This window comes from Chitinophaga sp. HK235 (assembly GCF_018255755.1).
Classification (GTDB): Bacteria; Bacteroidota; Bacteroidia; order Chitinophagales; family Chitinophagaceae; genus Chitinophaga.
The window spans coordinates 1,533,016-1,554,615 of sequence record NZ_CP073766.1 but is presented as its reverse complement, the minus strand read 5'-3'; the positions used below and the strand labels follow the sequence as shown (position 1 = coordinate 1,554,615).

The following is a 21,600-nucleotide window of genomic DNA, read 5'->3' as shown; positions in this document are numbered from 1 at the left end:
TTAAGCGTGGCTATTACTGTATCTTGTTGTTAAATAACAGGTCTCATGGAAGAACATTTTCCGTCAAACAAAACCGCCATGGCCGTTGGGGTATTTGATAAAAATGCCCGCAAGTACCAGGATAAATTTATGGATATACAGTTGTACCATGATACACTGGACCTGCTCTGCCAGCGCATATCCCGGCAGCATGCAAACATACTGGAGATCGGTTGCGGCCCCGGTAATGTGACCCGTTATCTGTTACAGCAGCGGCCCGACTTCCAAATATTGGCCACAGACCTGGCGCCCAACATGCTGGCACTTGCCCGGGAAAACAATCCCGGCGTTACTTTCCAACTGATGGACGGGAGGGAAGTGCGGTCACTGGGACAGCAGTTTGATGGTATTGTAGCCGGTTTTTTGTTGCCCTATCTTTCCCGTGAAGAAACGATTACGCTTATCAGCGATGCGGCTGCCACCCTCAATCCCGGTGGGATACTGTATCTCAGCACCATGGAAGATGATTATGCCCGTTCCGGTATCAGGACTTCCAGTTCCGGTGATCATCAGTTGTATCAATATTTCCACGAAGCAGACTATCTGTTGAATGCCTTTGCTGACAATGGTTTGCAGCTGATAGACCTGCAACGTAAAATATATCCTGCCCATGATGGCAGCCCCGTGACAGATCTGATACTTTTGGCAGGCAAATAAACAATCCCTTAATTTTTTTTTCCCGTAGTTCTACTGAGAAGCACTTTCCGGTGGCGTAATACTTTTGTGCCTCATTTAAGACCCCAAACTCAATTTCAGACCAATGAAACATGTATTGAAGGCCACTTTGCTGGTGGCATTCCTGGCGGCTTGCCAGGGCAAGGAAAAGATTGTCCCGCAACCAGACCCCATCGACAACCCTCCGGTTGATACCGGTATGGTGGTACCAGTTGGCGTAGCAGACGGAGATCCCGTTACGAGAGTGATTGGCCCCACCGGCGGCACCATCGCTACCGGAGACGGGCGCATAACAGTAGTTATTCCCGCAGGTGCATTGGCAGCAGAAACCGGATTTACGGTGCAGCCTATTACCAATACCAACAAAGCCGGACTGGGCAAGGCTTTTCGGATTACACCACATCAGGTGCTGACCAAACCGGCCACCATCACTTTTCAATATGAGGACGCCGATCTGGCGAATACCTTCGCAGAAGCGCTGGGCATCGCCTATCAGGATAATAGCGGTAAATGGAAAGCCGTAGGCGGCATACAGCTGAATAAAACGAATAAAACCGTTACGGTGAAAACGACCCACTTCAGTGACTGGAGTTTTTTTGAAGCGATTTTTCTGGAACCGGCCAACGCTTTCCTGGACCTGGGCCAGAGCATGCCCCTGGCGGTGAAAAGTTATTTTAATGCTTCCATGAACGACCTGCTTTATCCGCTTACTCAGGAAGGTGTGGAGCATTACATTGGTAATCCTAAAAACGATGTCTCTGCGGAATACATAGACGGATGGGCGCTGGCAGGAGCCGGAAATTTATCTTCCAATGGCGGCCACGCTGCCTATCAGGCACCCGCTACCATGCCGGCCAGCAACCCGGCAGTAGTAACCGTTCGTGTGAAGCTGAAGAACGGCGCATTAGGACTGATATTAGCGAATATGTTTGTAGCGCAGGAAGGCATTGCCTACAGGATCGATGGTGGACAATGGGAGCTGCTGCCCGCCGCTTCCGGCCATAGCGGGAACGGTGTGAGCGGCATCGGTGCAACGCCCGGGGAGGGATCGTTCCCTAGCTGCAACCTCACCTGGCTGGGTGCTCCGGAAGGCCGCAGGCCCTGGTCGGAAACAACTTACTTTACGTTGCAGAAATCTCCGGAGCATCTGTTCCTCGCCTATTACCAGGTTGGACAAACGTCCCGCCCCAGTCCTGGCTACTTTCATGCTGTAAGTGTAGGCGGAGTGGGAGGTGATATCACTGGTACTTTCCGTCTGGACAAGGCCAGCTCGCAGAAAAAGGTGGGAGATCACACAGTATATGCAGAACACAAAATAGACGGCATCTTTAAAGTGAAAAGGCTTATCTGACTGTGATGGATGTGATGATGCTCCTGATGAGCGGAGATCTGTGGATGTAATTAAAATCAGCAACCTTCAGGTCCGCGGACCTGAAGGTTGAACTGAATAATAATACAGCGAAGCGCGTAGGATGATAAGACACTCCCGCCCTGTTTTATTTTAGCATTGGGGTAGGGATATGTTTATTTTGATGTTGTTATTTTGATAACCGGCGTATAGTTATAATATCCTGCCGGATTGTCTGTTCCGCTGATGCGGGCTGCAGCCCGGATATAATAGACCGTATTGGCTTTCAACCCGGTAAAAACTTTCTCATATGTAGTCGCTTCAATCGTTTCATCTGGTACATTCTGCACGTCCTGCATATCATTGAAAGCATAACTGTTTACATCGATCCCTTCTGTAGTGCCAATGATAGTGGCTACCCTGGCTATTTTCCGGGTGTTTTCGTTGTGTTTTACACTGTATTTGACAGTCACGCTGCCGGCGGTGATATTGCTGGCCGTTGCAGTTACTTTCAGGAACGGTGTTACCGGGATATCACGTTGTGTGTTGCCATTGATGTCGATGGTGAGGGTGTCTTTGTAGTAAAACGGACCTTCGGCCACCACTCTGTATTTTCCGGTGAAGAGCAGATTGTTGGCATAGGAACCATCGTGATGTACGGCGGTATTGATAGGATTAGGGTTATTGCTGCTATATCCTATCTGGTAATACCGGATCACGGCACCGTTCAATGGCTGCACAGGCACCGGCTCATTGGTTTTGACATCTGTTAACCTGCCTTGGAGACTTGCATCCGGAGCAGGATAGTTGTCTTTTTTACAACTGGAGAGCAGGGTGCTTCCGATTAGCAGCACCATGCAGGTATGGAGCATATATTGTTTCATGAATGATTTTTTTGTTGTTGGTTAGAAGCCCGGGTTTTGTACCAGATTACTGTTTTTGTCGATCTCGCCGGCGGGTATACGCTGATAATACATTCTGGAGAGGAAGGTGCGGGTGTTTTTAGGCGCAGGCACTATCCCGAAAGTGTATTTCATCTGTGCCGGTGCTTTCCCGTTTTCCCACATCAGCCAGGGGTAGAGCGCATGGAACTGAGTGTTGTTCAATACGTCGGTGGCTATACGCCAGCGGCAAATGTCCCACCATCTGTGGTTCTCGAAGGCCAGTTCCACCTGGCGCTCATGTCTTACCTGATCACGGGTGACAGCCCCCAGCGTTTTGATACCGGCACGGTCGCGTACCTGATTGATAGCGGTGAGCGCGTCGGCTGTTTTACCCAGTTCGATGGCGGCTTCTGCGTAGTTAAGCAATACTTCCGCATAACGGAATACGATCCAGGGCGTGCTGGAACGGTTGTCGGCCAGCCTGTTGACAGGGTCCATGTATTTTTTGAGGTAGAATCCTGTTTTGGTGGGATCTCCGCTCAGCAGTGGCCCGTCCTTGCCTACCCGCGGAATGCTGTTGGCTCCGCTGCCATAGGTATCTGTGAGGTTGGCAGCGGTGTATTGGATGCCGTTGTCAATTACCCCTCTTCTCAGCTCTACAACACCGCCCTGCCAGGGAGCAGATGGATACAGGATACTGGCGAGGAAACGGGGATCTTTGTCTTTGAAGAGGTCTGCCGGACTGTTGTATATGATGGGGTTACCGCCATCATCCTGTATGCGCAGTTTGCCCGGTGTGCCATCTGTATATTCAAAGGATTCCACCAGTTCGAGGGTTGGGTTGGTAGCACAGCCATAGTCTATTTTGAAGCTCTGCGGCGCATTGTAGAAATCAAAGCCATGGGCCAGGTCGGGCGACTGATAGGTTTTTACAAAGATGACTTCCTTGTTTTTATCGAGGTCGGCGCCGGTTAAAAACAGCTGCTGAAAGTTGGTGGTTTTGTCGCTGTAGCCGTTGAACAGCTGAAACTTACCACTGCTGATGATTTTCTGGGCTGCATCGTAGGCTTTCTGCCAATAGCCGTCAGCGTTAGCTGCTATGCCTACAGCACCGCCCAGCTGAACGGTCCCGTATTTAGCAATGGAAGCGGCATACAGCATGGCTCTGCTTTTCAGGGCCAGTGCGGCATAGCGGGTGGCCCGGTAACGCTCTTCTGTATTATAGGACTCGGGCAACTGGTCTACAACTGCATCCAGTTCAGACGCAATGAAGTCGTATACTTCCTGTTCCTTGTTGCGCGGCACTTTCAGCTCGTCCAGATTACCGCTGAATTTCTGCACTTTGGTGATCAGTGGTATACCGCCATAACGTTTCACCAGAGAGAAGTAGTAAAAAGCCCTTACAAACCGGGCTTCTGCGAGGAAGCGGGCTTTCTGTTCCTCACTGATACTTTTGGCTTCAGGTATTTTTTCAATGAAGTCATTGACATTTCTTACATAGTCATATTTCCACCAGCCAAACATCTCATCACCCAGAATAGGGTCCAGTGTGGCACCCCAGCTGTAGGATCGTACGGCTTCGTCACTGGCCTGGCTGGGGAAAGCGGCCTGATTACCTTCTACGGTATAATCGAAGGCTTCGGTCTGCATGTTGTTATACAAGGCTGCAGTAAGCGCCTGGATACCGGAAAGTGAGCCATAGGCCGCATCATCGGAGATGATGTCCTGCGCTTTTCTTTCCAGGAAGTCTTTGTTGCAGGAAGCTGATAGCGTCAGCAGCAGCGCAAAGGATATATGTTTATATACTTTTCTCATGATGTTAAGTTGAATGAATCAATAGATGATCAGAATTGCAGATTGAGGCCCAGTGTCAGCACTCTTTGCTGCGGATAGTATTTACCATTGCCTGCAGCGTTGGTGCCGTCGTTGGTCGGCATTTCCGGATCTATGAATTTCAGGTTGTCGAAGGTGAACAGGTTTTGGCCGGAGAAATAGAAGCGCAGCTGTTCTATGCCTACGCCGCTGAGGATGGATTTAGGCAGCGTGTAGCCGAATTCCAGTGTTTTCAGACGGAGATAGGAGGCATCTTTCAGCCAGAAGGAAGACACGCCTTTGTTATTGTCGAGGCCATTGGCGATGGTGGAAGGATATTTGCCTGGCACCCATTCGCTTTGCGGATCGTAGATGTCTTTACGATGCCAGCGGTCGGTGAAGAAGGCATAGGCATTGCTGCCGTTGCTGAACGGATCTCTCATGGCGCCGTCTATAAGTACGCTGTAGTTGGCTGCGCCCTGAAACAGCATGGTAAGACTGAATCCTTTCCAGGAGGCGGAAAGATTGAGGCCGTAGTATAATTCAGGGTTGTTGCCTCTTCCGATGACAGTGCGGTCGTTGCCGTCGATGATGCCGTCGCCGTTTAGGTCTTCGTATTTGATATCGCCTGGTTTGATCGTGGTGTTGCCCTTTCTGTCCTGGATAGCCCAACCGGCAATTTCTTCCTGACTCTGGAATTGGCCGGCGGCCTTATATCCCCAGATCATGTTGGTCCATCTGTCGGAGGTGTTGTCTCTCCAGTTGGACAAAGCGTTGGTGGAGCTGGCGCGTTCTACATATATATTTTTGGTGCGGGTCCAGGTGATGTTGGGAGATACATTGAGTACGATGTCACCGATTTTTTTGTTGTAGCCCAGCACCAGTTCAAAGCCCTGTGTACGGTCGCTGTTAAGGTTCTCTTCCGGTAAGGTGGCGCCGTAAGTGCCAGGCAGGGAGAGAGACCTTTGGGCGAACAGGCCGGTCCTTTTACGGGAGAAATAGTCCAGCTCAATGGTGAACATATTTTGCAGGAAGCCGGCTTCAAAGCCGATATTGGCTGTGGTAGCGTTAAACCAGGTGATCATCGGATTGGGTATACCGGATGGGTTGAGGCCACTCACGATATTTTTACCGAAGATATAACCACCGCTGGGATATTTGTAACCCGTGAGATACTGGAAAGGCGGCGTGGTACCGTCATCACCCATCTGGCCCCAGGAACCTCTGATTTTGAGGTTGTTGACGGTGCGGGCTATATTCCGGAAAAAGGCTTCATCGCTCAGTCTCCAGCCGGCAGATACAGTAGGGAAGAAACCCCATCTGTGCTCAGGTGCCAGTTTGTAGGAACCGTCGTAGCGGAAGCCCAGTTCCAGCAGATAGCGGTCTTTGTAGTCATAGTTGACCCTGCCTACATAGCCCATGTAAGCGGCTTCGCTGGCTTTACCGTTGTTGGTTTGGTTGGTGCTGGCACCTGCAAACAGCTGGTCCAGGGCGTCAAGCGCAAACTCCCGATAAGCACTGAATTCACTTTTGGTCGTCTGGTTCTGTTCAAACAACAGCAGGCCTTTGAGGTGATGATCACGGGCTATGGTCCTGGTATAGTTGAGCGACAGCTGCAGCAGGCTGTTATCTTCCTGTTGCTGGTCCTGTGACAGATTGGAAGGAGAATTGCCTACATAACCCGGCTCATATTTTTTCGTAGCGGCGTTATAGTTATACAGGTTAAACTGTTTTACCCACTTTTTATTATTGGCTGTACCTGATTGATAGGAGTAGAGTGCTTTGGCGCTCAGTCCGTCCACAAACGGTATGTCGTAGGTAAGGGCTGCAATGCCGCTGAGGTAGCGGAATTTCTGAGCGGAATATCCTGAATAGTCACTGTTCATAGAGGCCAGTACGTTCTGGCTGAAGTTGGTCACTGCGTAGTAGTCGGGGTTATTGTTGGCATACAGCGGGTAGGTAGGGTAGGCGCGTTGTACCTGGTCCATCAGCGTAACGGCTTCGGCGGCCGGATAGTGGCGGTTTTCGAGGCGTCCGCCCAGGTTCAGCTCTGCGGTGAGGCGTTTGCTGATTTTGGTGCTGATGTTACTGCGGAAGTTGTAGCGGTTGAAACGGGTATCGCCGCTTTTCCACATGCCTTCCTGGTTGAGATAACCGAGGGAGAAGAAGTAGCGGGTAGCTTCCGTGCCACCGTTGACATTGAGGTTGTGGTATTGTTGTGGTGTGTTTTTACGGATGGCAGCCTTGTACCAGTCAGTGCTTTCAAAGCCGGGCTTGCCTTCGCGGTATTGCTGTACTTTGTCGGCACCATATACCGGTGCCAGGCCCTGGTTCACCTGCGATTCGTCTGTCAGTTCTGCAAATTCAGCGGCGTTCACATAACGGGGATAGCGGGTATTGCTTTGCAGGCCTGCATAGGTGCTGTAGGTGATTTTAGGTCTGGACAGGCTACCTCTTTTAGTAGTTACGAGCACTACGCCGTTGGCGGCTTTGATACCGTATACAGCGGCAGCCGCATCTTTCAGGATAGAGATGCTTTCTATCTCAGAAGGGTCCAGCTGTTCGAAGGTGGAGGGTACACCATCTACAATGACCAGTGCAGCCCCGAATCCTCTGATATCGATACGGGCGCCATCTTTGCCAGGTTCGCCGCTGTTCTGGACGGCGCGGATGCCAGGCAGTCTGCCGGCGAGGGAGTTGCTGATATTGGTGACTGGTGATTTGGCGATCTCCTGACCTTTTATGGAGGCTACAGAACCAGTGATGTTGACTTTTTTCTGGGTGCCGTAACCTACTACCACTATCTGGTTCAGGTCACTGATGGCGGGCACGAGGGAGATATTGATAACGGTCTGCTGTCCTACAGCGATCTCCCGCGGTGTGTATCCTACGAGGGAGAACACCAGTACATCGGTTTCACGGACATCCAGTTTGAAGCTGCCCTGGTCATCGGTGTGTGTGCCTTTTTGGGTGCCTTTGATGCCGATGTTGACATAAGCCAGCGGGTTGCCTTTTTCATCGGTGACTCTTCCGCTGATGCCGGTCAGTACCTGTGCCGGGGCATGGCTGCTGTTGGATGCCTTGCGGGTTACGATCACGGTGTTATCGATGATTTCGTAGGCCAGTGGCTGTTGTTGCAGGGCTGCTTTCATGACCTGATCGATGGAGCCGCCGGAGATGCTGAGGTTGACCGGTTTGGTGCCGGCGAGCCATTCATCGCGGTATACGAAGGTGTAGTGGCTCTGTTGTTCAATCATGGCAAATACGCTTTCGAGCGATTTGTTTTTCACTGACACGGTGATATGCTGGGCAAATACCCCTGCTGAAACGTTGATACAGAAGACGGTCAGCAGTATGGTGATTAGTTTCATGACCCTGATAACTTTATTGCTGAGGCAATAACCTTTGTGCGTTATTGCCTGCCGCCTGTTACGGCGAATGGTGAATAAGAACCGTGGTGCAGGCACGGTTTCGGCATAACAATCCAATTGCATAGATTTGCAGTGTTTGGGTTTAGAGATCAATAATCTTAGTCGGATATTGTTTTACGGCAACCCGGACATTCGGCCAGGGGCGGGTCCAAGCGCTCCTGGTTTTTTATTGGGTGGCCGCAGCGCGGTCTGTCGCGCGTTTTTTCATAACGTAAACTGATTTTGGTTAATACTGAATGGTCATACTGTTGTTTTTAAGGTGAATAAAATGTGACGGTGGAATTTATGATGAGGGAAATACAAGGAGCCTGCCTGTTTCCTGCCGGCAATGCACACCGCTGAGCTCCAGGATGCGGATGACACCGGACAGTTTCATATTTCGTGGCACCTTACCCGTTATATGGCCTTTGGGAATAGCTCCCTGATAAACGATGTCGATGTTGTACCAGCGTCCTACCTGGCGTAGTACCATCGGGATGTTGTTGCCTGAAAAACGAAACAGGCCGTCTTTCCAGGCGGTGGCGAGTTCGGTGGCTGCAGCTTCAACGGAGATGCTGCCGCTGACATTATCTACCACAGCCTGCTGGCCGGGAGTGAGCTGTTTTTCGGTATTGCCCTGTTTAACTTTTACAGCTCCGGACAGGAGGGTAGTATGCATGCCGGGTTCGTCGGGGTAGGCCATCACATTGAAACTGGTACCCAGTACGGCAACCTGCATATCCCGGACTTTCACCCGGAAGGGCCTTGTTGCATTAGCAGCTACTTCAAAGTAACCTTCACCGCTGAGTTCTACCATTCTCTCCCTGCCGCTGAAGGCCACAGGGTAACGTAGTGTGCTGGCTGCGTTGAGCCATACCCGTGATCCATCGGGGAGGGTCAGCTTGTACTGGCCGCCTCTGGGAACATTGAGGATATTGTATAAGGTGTCGGTAGCGTTGTTCGTAGGGGCGTTCACGTAAAGGATACTGCCATCATCCTTTTTGATGATGTTTACATTCCCTTGTTGTGCGAGTGCTCCGTTGCCCGCGCTGTCGAGCAGGATCTGCCGGCCGTTGCTCAGGGTGAGTACGGCTTTATCTGATCCGGGTAATATATCCGGAGTTGAGGCCTGTAGCCGGTTTTGAGGAGGTACGGCAGACCAGTGATGCCAGGTGTAGCCGGCAGTAATAATGGCGGCTATTACTGCTGCAGCTTTCCACCATTGGCGCCGGCGTATGGGCGTTGACGTTATTTCTCTGCCCTGAAGGCCGGTTTTCTCTTCTATTTTGCGTAATATTCTTTCTTCATGCACAGCTTCCCCTGCTGCAAAAGAAACGGGTATCATTACCTCATCATCCTGACTGGCATTATACCAATCGGCATACTCTTTTGCTTCTTCCGGCGTGATAGTGCCTTTCAGCCATTTTTCAGCCAGCACTTCGTACCGGTGTTGTTCGTTTTCCTGGCCCATACAAAAGTGGTTCTTTTATATTAAGTCAATCGAAAAGAACAAATCCCCATATATTTCTAAAAAAAATTAAAAATTATCCTTAAATCAAAAATAAAAATTAATAATAGATAAAATTGTATCAGGGGAAAATGCTGAAAAGCAAGGCAGAAAAGTGTTTCAGGCCAGTCTTCAGCGTTTTTACCGCTCTGGCAAGGTTATGCTCCACGGCTTTTTCAGAAATATTCATCTGTTGCGCGATCTCTTTATGGGAAAGGCCCATCTCGCGGCTAAGCTGGTAGGTGATACGGCATCGTTCGGGGAGAGCAGCCACCAGTCCGGATAACTGGTCCTTCAGGTCTTCAAAACTCAACCACTGCTCGGTGGAGTGATCTTCCGGAGACATGGTCCCGCGCGCATAGGAAGAATAAGCCCGGGCTCTTTTTTTCTTCGCCTGTAAATTAATGACCCGGTATTTCGTAGCCACAGCCAGATAGGAAGACAGCTGTCCTGTCAGCTCCAGTGTATTACGCCGGTCCCAGAGGTCAGAAAAAATATCCTGTACCAGCTCCTCTGCTTCAGCAAGACTGTCCAGTTTATTGGCCGCCACTGTAAACAACAGTTTCCAGTAACGCTTGTAGATAGTAGTGAAAGCATTTTCATCTCCTTCCCGGAGTCGGTGTAACAGTTCTATATCAGCCTGATCTTGCATATGGTCTTATATGCCAAGGAAGCTAAAAATAATCAAATAACCAAATAAACGATGGGCCCAGGGCTGAAGCCCTGGGCTATAATAGATTAAAACAAAGGCTGCGGGTTATTCTTTCAGTCTGTATTTTTTGTTAACCCCTAGGCTACAATAGCGTTGATGGCTGGAATGAAGCCCTGGGATTTTGGTATTCCCTGGGCTTCTATCATAGCCCAGGGCTTCAGCCCTGGGAACCATGGGATAATATATTTTCCAGTTCAGCGTATTCTTGCGGAGTAAGCTCCTGTAGCGGGCTTCTGAGGTATCCGGATTCGATGCCCTGTATTTTCAGGCCGGCCTGTATGGCTTTGGGGAGTCCTTTGGCTACGATAAAGCGGAGCAGTTCAAACTGCTGATAGAAGACAGTGCTGGCTTGGGGGAGGTTGTTGCTGCAAACAGCTTCGTACAACTGATGGTTAAGATCGGGGATGAGGTTAGGGGCGGCGGTGCACCATCCTCTGGCACCTGCGGCGAAAGCGGCCAGGGCGAGGGGATTGGAGCCATTGTAAAACGCTACCTCTTCTCCCAGTTCACGACGCAGGTAGTGCATACGTTGTACATCACCGGTGCTCTCTTTGATCATGGTTACGTTGGGTATTTTCAACAAACGTTTGAGCAGGGCAGGAGACATGTCTATACCACCGGTGGCGGGATTGTTGTATGCCATAACGGGAATGGATATACTGGCAGCTGTTTTTTCATAGTGCCGGAAGACCTCGTCGTCGGTCAGTTTCCAGTAGCTCATCGGGATGATCATTACTGCATCGGCACCTGCTTTTTCTGCAAATTTTGCATGGTAGATGGTGCGTTCGGTGGTGAGGTTCGAGACACCTGCGAGTACAGGTACCCGGCCTTTTACTTGGTGTATGGCTGCTTCCAGCACGGCTTCCTTTTCTTCATCGCTGAGGTAAGGTAGTACGCCGGTACTTCCCAGTGGGGCAATGCCGTGCGAGCCGGATTGTATCAGGCGTTCCAGCAGTTTTTTAAATAGCGGAATATCTACCCGTTCCTGTTTGTCAAATGGTGTGATGGGATAGGCGATGATGCCGCTGAAAGTATTGTTGTTATTCATGTTTGTTGTGATTTTTTGAAGATGAGTGCAGGGAGGTTGTTTTGAGGATTCCTCCCTGCTCCTCATTCGTAATTTTTAATTCGTAATTGTCTACAGGTCTCTGCCTTCTTCTTCTCTGAGGGCTACGCCCAGGTTCTGCAGCTGTGGCGCGTTTTCGCAGGCAATGTATTTGGCGGGTTCGCTGTCGCTTAAGTTCTGGTGACGGTGCCAGGCCCAGCTGGGGATGTATACGGCGTCGCCGGCCTGCCATTCTACTTTTTCATCTTCCACTTCAGTATAACCTTTTCCTTCAATCACATACAATACGGTTTCGTAGGTATGACGGTGTCTGTTGGTCAACTGGCCCGGCAGCAAACCGCCGATGGTCATGCTCACATTTTTGGTGGGCAGGTCTACGAAAAATACAGGGTGCTTACGTTCAGTGGAGAACTGATCGTGTACGCCGGCCTGCTCTACATTCTTATGCAGCAGCTTCTCCGGCTTTACATATACAGGACGGGCAAAAGTCTGATGAAAATCTTTTGATGAGAAAGCGGTATGTTGTTTTTTCTTTTCCATGATAACTGTAATTAATTGATTAAAAAATAATGTTCATCAGCTGATTTGATGACACAAAATTTGTTTAATTTTGGATGATCTAGGTAATCCAGTTTTAACTTAAATAGATGGTCCAGATGCTAAGGCCGTGGAAGACAATACTGTCACTTGATTTTAACAATGAGCTGTCTGTATACCGGCAGATAGCGGAGGGTATTATTACGGAGATAAAAAAAGGGAGGCTTAAGCCCGGCGCACCTTTGCCGGGTACCCGTGTACTGGCGGCTGATATTGGGGTCAATCGCAAAACAGTGGTGCTGGCCTACGAAGACCTGATCGCCGAAGGATGGCTGGCAACGACCGATAAAAGCGGCACCTTCGTATCTCATGAACTGCCCGGCATGAAAGGCAAGGCGCAGCAAAAACATCATGATTTTGTTTTTAACGATCATGAAGAACTGCAGCCTATTGCTCATGCAGTGGCTTCTAACCTGATCGTGTTTAATGATGGCTGGCCTGATGTAAGGCTGGCACCAATGGAGGAACTGGCAAAAGCCTACAAACGGATCTTTCAGCAGAAAGCCCGCTGGTGTATGCTGGGATACGGACATGAGCAGGGCATTGAAAGATTGCGGATGGCAGTCAGCAGCATGCTCTCTTTTAAAAGAGGTATGAATACTGATCCACAAAACATCTGTATCACCCGCGGAAGCCAGATGGCGCTGTACCTCACGGCGCAAACCCTCCTGCAGCCCGGTGATGCGGTGGCCATAGAATCCCCGGGTTATCTGCCTGCCTGGCAAACATTTGTAAGGGCCGGTGCCCGGATGGTCCATATTCCGGTGGATGAAAAAGGTTTGGTGGTGGAAGCGCTGGAAGAGGTCTGTAAAACCACGCCGTTGAAGGCAGTGTATGTAACGCCGCATCACCAGTTTCCAACGGCTGTGAGCATGAAGATGGAACGCCGTCTGAAACTGCTGGCACTCTCCAACCGCTATGGTTTTGCCATTATAGAAGATGATTACGACCATGAGTTTCATTTCAGCGCCAAAAGCCTGTTGCCATTGGCCAGCAATGAAAACGCCGACAATGTTATTTATATCAGCTCACTGAGTAAACTGGTGGCTCCGGCGGTAAGGATTGGTTATGTTACCGGCCCGCCTGCGTTTATCCATGCACTGGCGCAGCTCAGAAGGCTGGTAGACCGTCAGGGTGATCCTATCATGGAGCAGGCCGTAGCGGAGCTGATGGAAGAAGGTGCCATCAACAGGCACGCCAAAAGGGCTATTAATATTTACAGGGAACGAAGGGAACGGATGGACCAGTTGCTGCATACTTATCTTGATAAGCAGGTGTCTTTCCGCAAACCGGAAGGTGGGCTGGCCTACTGGGTGAAGTTTGTCCGCAAAGTCAATACGGAACAACTGGCGGAACGGCTGCTGAAAAAAGGTGTTTCCGTTATGCCTACCGAAAGATATGCTTTTGATGATACGCCGCTCCATGCGCTGCGCCTGGGCTACGCCTCCCTGGCCCCGGAAGAGCTGGAAGAGGGTATCAAAGCACTGGCCGCACTGGTGAAATAATTTGTACGAAACAGTTATACAAATAAGTGATGTCACTGGTAACAGATTTTTTCAGGACAATTATTCTATTAGGTGCTGTACAGGGAGTGGTGTCGGGTGTGTTACTTTGGGCCGGCAGCAGAAACCGGTTGCCCAACCGGCTGCTGGCGGTTTTACTGGGTATCCTGTCATTGGCTGCCTTTAATTTATATGCTTCCTATGGAAATTGGTTTAACTCACGCCTCCTGCAGTTTATATCCAGCTTTATTCCCTGGGTGATCACCATGCCCTTTGGTCCCCTGATTTATTTTTATATAAAAGCTTCGCTGGATACCAATTTCCGGATTATCCAACGGTCACGGATACACTTTGTTCCGGTGATCATTGATCTGGTACCGGTGCTGACAGCCTACATCTTTGTGGGTGGAGTGCTGATGGGTATCATCCGCAACCAGCCGGGGCCCTGGGCTGTTTTTATGGATACCTGGAATGTATACGCGGATATTCCGCGCTGGATATCGCTGACGGGTTATCTGTGGTGGTCGGTGCGTTACCTGGTTGCTGTAAAGACGAAAGCGCCTGATGTGGCTGCTCTGCCCCGTTACCGGTTGCTGCAGCGGTTTACCAGGGTGTTCCTGGTATTTCAGCTGATCTGGCTGGTGTATCTGATTCCGTATGTCCTTCCCCGTTATACCGATTTTATGCTGGACACTTTCGGCTGGTATCCGGTGTATGTGCCCCTGGCGGTGATGATCTACTGGCTGGGGATACAGGGGTTTATCATGACCTATCAGGAAACGACCGCTGTCAGAAGGGCAGCAGTCAATGCTGCGCCGGACGAAGCAGTGAGCCAGGCAACACTTGTTTTGCTGAACAAAGCCATGGAAGAAGACCGGCTTTATCTGGACGCTGAGCTCAACCTGGCCGGCCTCTCCCTGCATACAGGGCTTCCACAGAAAACAATTTCTGCAGTGTTGAACCAGTGTCTGCAAAAAAACTTCAACGAGTATATCAATTCCTATAGGGTAGCAGCCTTTAAAGAAAGGATTCTGCTGCCGGAAGCAGCGGCATGGACCATTGCCGGTGTAGCCTATGACTGTGGCTTCAGTTCACTGGCCACCTTTCAGCGGGTGTTCAAACAAATGACAGGGCTCTCCCCGTCAGCTTACCGGAAACAAGCCATGGAAGCCACTTGAAATAGTGCTCATATCCGGATTTGAGTAGGTTGGCAGGTACAGGAAAAGGAATTTTGCGGGAAAAACAGTACCGCATGAGAATCACTTTTTTCGTTTTTTTTCTGTTGATGACCGGATGTTTGTTGACCGGATGCCAAACCCGGCATGCCATTGTTCGTACGTCCGTTCCCGTGAAAGCGACCGACAGCGTATGGGACGCTGACAATATTACAGCTTTTGAAAACAGACTGGAAGCCTTGCGACGACGTTATCATATTCCGGGTTTGTCTGCCGGTATCGTGAATGGTGGGCAGCTGGTCTGGAAAAAAGGCTTTGGATATGCAGACGTAGAAGGGAAGCTGCCGCCGGATGAAAATACAGTATATCAGATCGCTTCCGTCACCAAAACCTTCGGCGCTGTTATTCTGATGCAGCAGGTAGAAGCCGGCCGTATCCATCTGGATGACCCCATTGCCCGGTATGGTATCAATCTGGGAGCCCGCTGGGGCAGCGATGAAAGAATCCGGATCAAACACCTGCTGACCCATACCGCCATGGGGAACTCCTTCAACGCGTTTAAGCCTGGTTACACTTTCCGCTATAATGGAGGCTGGTACAACCAGCTGGGGAAGGTTATTGAAAAAGCTTCCGGACATAGCTTCGGTGAGCTGCTGCTGCAAAATATCGTACAGCCCTTAGGGTTAGCAAGAACGGTCCCCAGTACAGATGACAGTGCCAGCTTCCGGCTTACAGGATACAGCCGTGATTCCTTTATGCGGCTGGTGGCCAAACCTTACGACTGGCAGTATAAAAAACTGGTGCCGGTGAAATTCTCCTATGGCTTCGGACCGGCTGCCGGTATGGAAAGCAGTGTGGCCGATTTGGCTGTCTATGCCAGGGCTATAGATGAAAAACGTTTCCTGGATTCAGCCACCTGGAAAAAAGTGTTTACACCTTTTGTAACGGTGAAAGGAAAAACCATTCAATATGGCCTGGGCTGGTTTATTAAAGACTACAAAGGTGTACAGGTGATATGGCATACTGGCTGGTGGACCGGTTATTCGGCCCTGTTTGTCAGGATACCGCAGAAAGATCTCACTTTTATTATACTGGCTAATTCTCAGGATCTGAGCCGCCCTTTTTATCATGTCATGAAAATACTGCCTATGTTTAATCCCTTCCGTAATAATCTCAACAAAGATCTTTTTGCCTCTGCTTTTGCAAAAGCTTTCATGGAACATTTCACGCTTCCATAAATTTCGTTGCCGTATAGCCGGGGTTGGTAGACGTAAACATGGCTGATCCCGGCTTCTTCGCCGGTTATTGGTGCAATTAGCGTAAATTGTCTTGTACATATTGTTGCTATGAAATATTCAACCCGATTGGATACTACTTCCAGAATTATTACCAGTTTACTGATTGGAGTTTGTCTGGTATTGTTGACGGTTTCTGTTTTTACCGGGCGGGAAGGAGCAGTGGCTTCTATTGTGCCGGCACTGATATTGGTGGTTATTGTAACCGTTACCTGGTCGGTAAAGCCGCTGGCATATGAACTGACGGCAGATGCACTCATTATCATACGCCCATTGTCCCGTAAGAGGGTTTTATTGGCAGATATAGCGGAGGTTTTCCCATTGGCGGCGGATGAGCTGAAGGGTAGCATACGCTCCTTTGGTTCCGGAGGCCTGTTTGGGTATCTGGGATATTTTGCGTCACAGCAGCAGGGTGCTTATGAAATGTGGTGTACCGATAGGACCAGTATGGTGATGATCATCCTGAAAAACAAAAAAAAGCTGGTGATCAGCCCTGTAGAGCGGAATGAGTTTGTTCTGGCATTGCAGCAGGTGATACAGTAGTCTTCATAATTTTATCAGCATACTGCAAATGCCCGCAGTGCCTGTTAATAAAGGCTGCTAAAGGTTCCGCAACGTTTTTTATTCCGGTATATTCTTGGTAAATTAGTTGAGCGGAGATGCCGGCCATGAAATCCTGATTATACAAAGCTCCAGACGCCCCCATCTTTTTATCTCCGGATTTTATCACCTCTAAACCCCGAAAGTCATGGAATTACAAGAAACCCTTTCTGCCGTGGAAGCCGTGCCAGCGTTGGCCAAAACAGCGGTGTTGCTGTCTGCCATCTCCTACAGTCAAAATGTAAGAGCTGATCTGAATACCTATCTTCCGGGGTGGACCTTGTTATGGGAAGGTATTGAAACGACCGACGGCAACTTTGCCTTTATTGCGTCTGATCCTAGCGGGGAGTTTTATGGGCTGGCCATCAGGGGCTCATTGTCACCTATTGATATTTTCAAGGATTGGGATGCCTTTGCCAACTGGATACTGGAAGATCTGGACGTGCTCTCCACGGTTACCTGGCATTATACCAGCAGCGGTGCTGCCAGGATCAGTGCCGGAGCCAGCAGGGCTTTTAACAATGTGGCTGAAATGCAGGACAGACTCAGGCCGGGCTCTCCCCGTATTTTCAATTTCCTGAAGACCGAGGCTGTTTCCAAAAATAAAAAAGTAATCATCACAGGGCATAGTCTGGGAGGCAACACTGCCAATGTTTATGCATCTTATTTCGTTGCAGCGCTGAAACAGGAAGGTATTAACTACAACAATACCAACCTGTTTACCTTTGCAGCCCCGGCCGCAGGCGACAGCGGCTTTGCTACCGACCTGGACAATAAAATCACGGAGGCCTGGCATTTCGAAAATGTACAGGATGTGATACCGAAATGCCCGATTGTATCCGGTCTGATAAATGCTTCAAGACTATATGTGCCCAGTCCGGCTTCCGATAAAATCATCGTTACCTACGAAGGTCTGGAGGTAAGCCTGTGGGACGCTTATGTACTGTTGGCGGGCATCCTGTATGCCTACGGGTATACCAGGCAGGAACGGAACTATATTGTTTTTGGCGCAGCGCTGGACCCCAGATACCGGAATAATACACTAACCGACTACTTCTATCAGCTGGGCGCACAACACGCCATGGTCATGTACACCAGTTACCTGAAAGTGAAGATAGACGCTACGCTGGCCGCACGCGGCAGTATGCTGAACCACTGATTCCTAAGGTTGTTGTTTGGCTGTTTGCTGATCCTTCTGATGAACGGATATTAAAGCCGGCAGGGTCTTAACCTTCACTCTGTCCCGTAGATAACGATAGATCTCATCTTCATCCGTTGAGCCGGGTTTGTACAGCTGCAGATAACGCTTGTAATACTTCATCGCAGCGGCGTCATTTTTTAACCCGGTTTCGTATATGCGTCCCATGCTGTACTGGCGCAAAGGCTTGTGCGATAGGTACCACGACGTGTCCAGCGCTGCCAGTGCAGGCTTGTACTGACGCATACCCTCATAGTTGACGGAAGTGCTGTTGTAATAATTCTCCAGGCTTGAAGACTTGGCCATGGTGATACACCGCTGCAGCAGCTCATTGCTTTCACTATACTGGCGGAGGGCGGTATGAGCCAGGGCAGCATAATAGGTAATGTTTTCAGACGCTGCGTTGCCGCTCAGCATATAATCGTAAATACGGATACAGTCTGTATATTTTTTCAGATTGTAACTGGCTGCTATCACATAGATAAACGTATTGGGAGAAACGATATTAAGGCCCTGTAACTTTTCTCCGATAGAAACCGTGCGCCGGTAGTCTTTCACAAGATAAGCTGTTTTGGCAGCAGTCATCAGTACGGTAGACTGTGTGGAGTCTCTTATCAGAAAGGCTTTAACGATGGAGTCGGCCTGTGGATAGGCTTTTTTATCTATCCATTCTTCGGCGAGGCGGGACACCACTTTGGGGTCTGCCGGGTTCAATAGATAGGCTTTGCACAGCCAGGTAAATCCGGAATCCGGTTGCTGTGCCAGGAATGCAGTAAAACTCAGCTGTTTCCATGCCGGGGCGCTGTTAGGCCGCAGCCGGGTGATTCGTTGATACAGCGTGAGTGCCAGCGGAAATTGTTCCTGCTGCGAACGGATGGAGGCCAGGTACTGCAGTGCCGGTATGTGATTACTGTCCAGCTGTAATACTTTTTCGTAGGTAGCGGCAGCATCGGCGAGCTTGCCGGACTGATAGTAGGTATAGGCCAGCAAAGCCATTTCCCGCGGCGATTGACTGTTAACCGCCGGTTGCAGGTAAGCAATAGCTTCTTCGTACTGCTGGTCCTGGAGGTATTCCATTACTTTGTTCCTGTCTATGCCCTGTGCCCGGGTTATCATGCATAATAATACCAGGCCGATGGTCCCTAAGATTTTTCGCATAGCTGAGAGATTTATCATAAAACTAACTATTTAGTTTTAAAACTAAAAATTTAGTTATAATAATTATTCATCACTCTTTTTTGCAGTGGATGATGTAATTTTCAGGAAAACGGAAAGGACTTTTCATGCTTACTATCTCACCACTTAAAAACCTCACCATTACGGATATACGATCGTTGGGGCGTAATGGTTATACCTCTGAACTGGCGTATATACCTGTGCCGCAGCCTGACAATGAACATATTGTTTTTGATTTCCGGTTGACAACATTGGACAAGCCTGTCCATAAAACCTGGCATACCAGCGATGAGGAGCTGGATGAACTGAATGAAGTGCTGGCGCAGGGACATTCTTTTGCAGCCTATGAAGAAGGAGGATTGTTGGGCTTCATCATCGGGGAAGAGCGGCAATGGAACAATACGCTCTACATTGCACAGTTAACGGTAGCCGCCACCGGAAGACGAAAAGGGATTGGCTCCAGATTGATGCAGGCGATCATACAACATGCCGCAAAACTGCGCGTAAGGCTGCTGGAGCTGGAAACGCAGAACACCAATGTACCGGCAGTGACATTTTATAAAAAGCATGGATTCTCGGTTTCGGGTGTTCACCTCAAGCTGTATGATCCGGTGTCCTGTCCCGGCGAAGTAGCGTTTTATATGACTTACGGATTATAAAAACGGCGCCCCGTGAAGAGCGCCGTTGGCTGTTATTGTGTTTTTTGTTCCAATACCGTCTTGAGCTTTTCAAGGTCCCGTTTTACAGTCTTCAGATCTGATGCATACACCTCATCGGTCATGTCCGGCTGGCGGTAGACGGTGAGCAGAATCTCACTGGAGTTGCCGTTGTCCAGTACCCGCATAGGCATATACACTTCCTGTCCGGATGGAGGATATACGTAGTGGTCCAGAACACGGAATGCGTTGTATGGTGTAAAACGTACCGTGGCATTGTTACCATTGGCCATGACAATGTTCCAGGTGTCTGGCTGTGCCGAAGGGGTTATTGATTTACAGAGGCCGGCAGCCCATTCGGAAAAATTAGCAGGCGCTGACAGGTACGTATACACGTCGTTTGCCGGACGAAGTACAGTAATGCTTAATGTTTGTGCGGGAAGTGCCATTGTAATCGTTTTTACTGTTTGAGCTTTGGTACTGGTGAAAAGCAACAGGAGCAGGGCCAGGCTTAAGTGCCATCTTTTTTCCATATTGTTTTTTATACAAAAGTAGGAGGTGGATGATGGCTGATTTTGGAAAAAAACGACAAAATTTATTTCCCGCAGGAGAAGCCCGTCCAGAGTCCGTTCATGGTTTGCCAAATAGTATCTGTGTAAGGCCTGGGTGATATTTCAAAGAATGCGGCAGTGCGCTGTTGTGTGTTGCAATACCGCACATGTATAATGCTGTTCAGTGTGATGGGCGTCTGGGCCATATAATTGAGCATATGTACAGTGCCTGTGTAGGTCGCTATATCATTGGGCTGGGTTTGGGTGGATGTAATCTGCACTTTGAGCGGCACCAGTTTATCCCCGGGTATTTTTCTGCTGATGATATTTCTGCCTACAAGTCCGTTGTAGTATTCCGTAAGGTGTTGCCGGATACTGGCTGCGTTGATGACTGGCTGTCCTTCCAGCCACCAGAGGAAGGTGTAGCTCCAGTGTTCGGGGCTGCTTGTCTCTCCCCATCCCGGGGCAAAACGCAGGTCTTCCACTCCTTTGTAGGGTATACCAGGTGCAAATTCCACCGGAAAGTCAAAACGTTCTGTACCCCATTTATCGGGGACAGATAAAGTGTATGGCGGCACCCAGGTGGCGGCATCAAAAATATTCATCTTCTCTTTGAGCCATCTGATACAGTCAATTTCGTCTACAATAGATAAGGTAGTCACCGTTCTGATGCCATTACTCTTGTAACCCGGATGTTTGGCGCTGACGAATGCTGCATCGGCATTGCCTAAGGCTCGTAAGCGGCAAATAAAATCGGAACCTTCAGGAAGGTTGGTGTCATCATAAGCCTGGCGGTTATTGGTGATGCGCCATTCTATGTCTGTATCGTAATACAATCTCACCGGCACATTTTTCAGGTATTGTTCATGGCCGATGGTTTTGATGGCGCGCTGGTAGGGTGTAACGGCCGCATAGGCAGTGGGATTGTCTGTTGGGGAGCCTAGCTGCTCCTTCAGCATTCCCAGCAAAAATTTCCCTGTCTCCACATCTTCCTGGTTAAAATTTTGTTGTGCCTGTCGTTCGCTCCAGCGCCAGAGTTCGGGCAGGTCCAGGTTGCAGTCCACACCGATCACCGCCCTGGGGCGTACCGGAAATTGTGCAGGTTTTTCGAAGCACAGTTCTGCATACCGGATAATTAGATTGCCCGGAATGCCAAAGCCGGCGAATGCAATGCGGGTAGTATCCAGCTGGTACTTACCCACAGCATGCCGGTGAAACCGGCAAACAGCACGAGTGTTCCCTTTATTTTTCCTGAAAGCGGAGGAATGGCCAGGTAGCAATTGCCTGAATCTTTCGGGTTGAAATATCCTTTTTCTGTTTGTTGTGCTTTCAGTGGCAGTTGACTATACAAGATAATTACGTGGAGCAGGAGGATAAAACGTTGCATTGACATAGGT

General features: G+C 49.5%; 19 protein-coding genes. 8 read left to right on the top strand and 11 right to left on the bottom strand.

All coding sequences use genetic code 11. The features are described 5' to 3' along the window. The first annotated feature begins 45 nt into the window (after window positions 1-45). Window positions 46-696, top strand: coding sequence for a trans-aconitate 2-methyltransferase (locus KD145_RS04745; protein WP_212004762.1), 651 nt, complete (start codon window positions 46-48; stop codon window positions 694-696). A 103-nt stretch (window positions 697-799) separates the two neighbouring features. Continuing rightward, entirely contained in the window at window positions 800-2,065 is a 1,266-nt protein-coding gene (locus KD145_RS04740; protein ID WP_212004761.1) for a hypothetical protein, read from the top strand. Between the two features lie 173 nt (window positions 2,066-2,238). Here KD145_RS04740 and KD145_RS04735 read toward each other — a convergent pair whose 3' ends face one another. The 7 genes from KD145_RS04735 to KD145_RS04705 all read right to left on the bottom strand — a co-directional run bounded on the left by KD145_RS04735 (window position 2,239) and on the right by KD145_RS04705 (window position 11,993). After that, complete coding sequence (locus KD145_RS04735; protein ID WP_212004760.1) at window positions 2,239-2,946, bottom strand: DUF3823 domain-containing protein; 708 nt, start codon at window positions 2,944-2,946, stop codon at window positions 2,239-2,241. Between the two features lie 21 nt (window positions 2,947-2,967). Further along, window positions 2,968-4,761 carry a RagB/SusD family nutrient uptake outer membrane protein gene (locus KD145_RS04730; protein WP_212004759.1) on the bottom strand — a complete coding sequence of 598 codons (1,794 nt, stop codon included), beginning with the start codon at window positions 4,759-4,761 and terminating at the stop codon, window positions 2,968-2,970. A gap of 29 nt (window positions 4,762-4,790) precedes the next feature. Next, window positions 4,791-8,252 carry a TonB-dependent receptor gene (locus tag KD145_RS04725; protein WP_212004758.1) on the bottom strand — a complete coding sequence of 1,154 codons (3,462 nt, stop codon included), beginning with the start codon at window positions 8,250-8,252 and terminating at the stop codon, window positions 4,791-4,793. A gap of 220 nt (window positions 8,253-8,472) precedes the next feature. Beyond that, window positions 8,473-9,639, bottom strand: a complete 1,167-nt coding sequence (locus KD145_RS04720) for a FecR family protein (protein ID WP_212004757.1) — start codon at window positions 9,637-9,639, stop codon at window positions 8,473-8,475. Between the two features lie 118 nt (window positions 9,640-9,757). Beyond that, window positions 9,758-10,327 carry an RNA polymerase sigma factor gene (locus KD145_RS04715; RefSeq protein WP_212004756.1) on the bottom strand — a complete coding sequence of 190 codons (570 nt, stop codon included), beginning with the start codon at window positions 10,325-10,327 and terminating at the stop codon, window positions 9,758-9,760. Window positions 10,328-10,544: 217 nt separating this feature from the next. After that, window positions 10,545-11,435, bottom strand: coding sequence for a dihydrodipicolinate synthase family protein (locus tag KD145_RS04710; protein WP_212004755.1), 891 nt, complete (start codon window positions 11,433-11,435; stop codon window positions 10,545-10,547). 90 nt (window positions 11,436-11,525) lie between these two features. Further along, window positions 11,526-11,993 carry a cupin domain-containing protein gene (locus KD145_RS04705; protein WP_212004754.1) on the bottom strand — a complete coding sequence of 156 codons (468 nt, stop codon included), beginning with the start codon at window positions 11,991-11,993 and terminating at the stop codon, window positions 11,526-11,528. 116 nt (window positions 11,994-12,109) lie between these two features. Between KD145_RS04705 and KD145_RS04700 the strand changes: the two genes are divergently transcribed. The 5 genes from KD145_RS04700 (at window position 12,110) to KD145_RS04680 (ending at window position 17,781) form a co-directional block, all read left to right on the top strand. After that, on the top strand, window positions 12,110-13,555 hold the full coding sequence (locus KD145_RS04700) for a PLP-dependent aminotransferase family protein (RefSeq protein ID WP_212004753.1): 1,446 nt from the start codon (window positions 12,110-12,112) through the stop codon (window positions 13,553-13,555). A gap of 29 nt (window positions 13,556-13,584) precedes the next feature. Beyond that, a complete protein-coding gene (locus KD145_RS04695) occupies window positions 13,585-14,730 on the top strand; it encodes an AraC family transcriptional regulator (RefSeq protein WP_212004752.1) in 1,146 nt (381 codons plus the stop codon). 74 nt (window positions 14,731-14,804) lie between these two features. Next, window positions 14,805-15,965 (top strand): serine hydrolase, encoded by a 1,161-nt coding sequence (locus tag KD145_RS04690; protein WP_212004751.1) that lies wholly within the window; start codon window positions 14,805-14,807, stop codon window positions 15,963-15,965. A gap of 108 nt (window positions 15,966-16,073) precedes the next feature. Then, window positions 16,074-16,565, top strand: coding sequence for a PH domain-containing protein (locus KD145_RS04685; protein WP_212004750.1), 492 nt, complete (start codon window positions 16,074-16,076; stop codon window positions 16,563-16,565). Between the two features lie 205 nt (window positions 16,566-16,770). Beyond that, a complete protein-coding gene (locus KD145_RS04680; RefSeq protein ID WP_212004749.1) occupies window positions 16,771-17,781 on the top strand; it encodes a hypothetical protein in 1,011 nt (336 codons plus the stop codon). A 3-nt stretch (window positions 17,782-17,784) separates the two neighbouring features. On the opposite strand, the gene KD145_RS04675 is transcribed toward KD145_RS04680, so the two are convergent. Beyond that, window positions 17,785-18,978: a lipopolysaccharide assembly protein LapB gene (locus tag KD145_RS04675; protein WP_212004748.1), complete on the bottom strand. Its 1,194-nt coding sequence runs from the start codon at window positions 18,976-18,978 to the stop codon at window positions 17,785-17,787. 125 nt (window positions 18,979-19,103) lie between these two features. On the opposite strand from KD145_RS04675, the gene KD145_RS04670 reads away from it, so the two are divergent. Next, window positions 19,104-19,655 carry a GNAT family N-acetyltransferase gene (locus KD145_RS04670; protein ID WP_212004747.1) on the top strand — a complete coding sequence of 184 codons (552 nt, stop codon included), beginning with the start codon at window positions 19,104-19,106 and terminating at the stop codon, window positions 19,653-19,655. Window positions 19,656-19,687: 32 nt separating this feature from the next. Here KD145_RS04670 and KD145_RS04665 read toward each other — a convergent pair whose 3' ends face one another. The 3 genes from KD145_RS04665 to KD145_RS04655 all read right to left on the bottom strand — a co-directional run bounded on the left by KD145_RS04665 (window position 19,688) and on the right by KD145_RS04655 (window position 21,590). Then, window positions 19,688-20,185 carry a hypothetical protein gene (locus KD145_RS04665; protein ID WP_212004746.1) on the bottom strand — a complete coding sequence of 166 codons (498 nt, stop codon included), beginning with the start codon at window positions 20,183-20,185 and terminating at the stop codon, window positions 19,688-19,690. Between the two features lie 62 nt (window positions 20,186-20,247). Next, window positions 20,248-21,405, bottom strand: a complete 1,158-nt coding sequence (locus tag KD145_RS04660; protein ID WP_212004745.1) for a hypothetical protein — start codon at window positions 21,403-21,405, stop codon at window positions 20,248-20,250. After that, a complete protein-coding gene (locus KD145_RS04655; RefSeq protein ID WP_212004744.1) occupies window positions 21,339-21,590 on the bottom strand; it encodes a hypothetical protein in 252 nt (83 codons plus the stop codon). Before KD145_RS04655 ends, KD145_RS04660 begins: the two co-directional genes overlap by 67 nt. Window positions 21,591-21,600 lie beyond the last annotated feature (10 nt).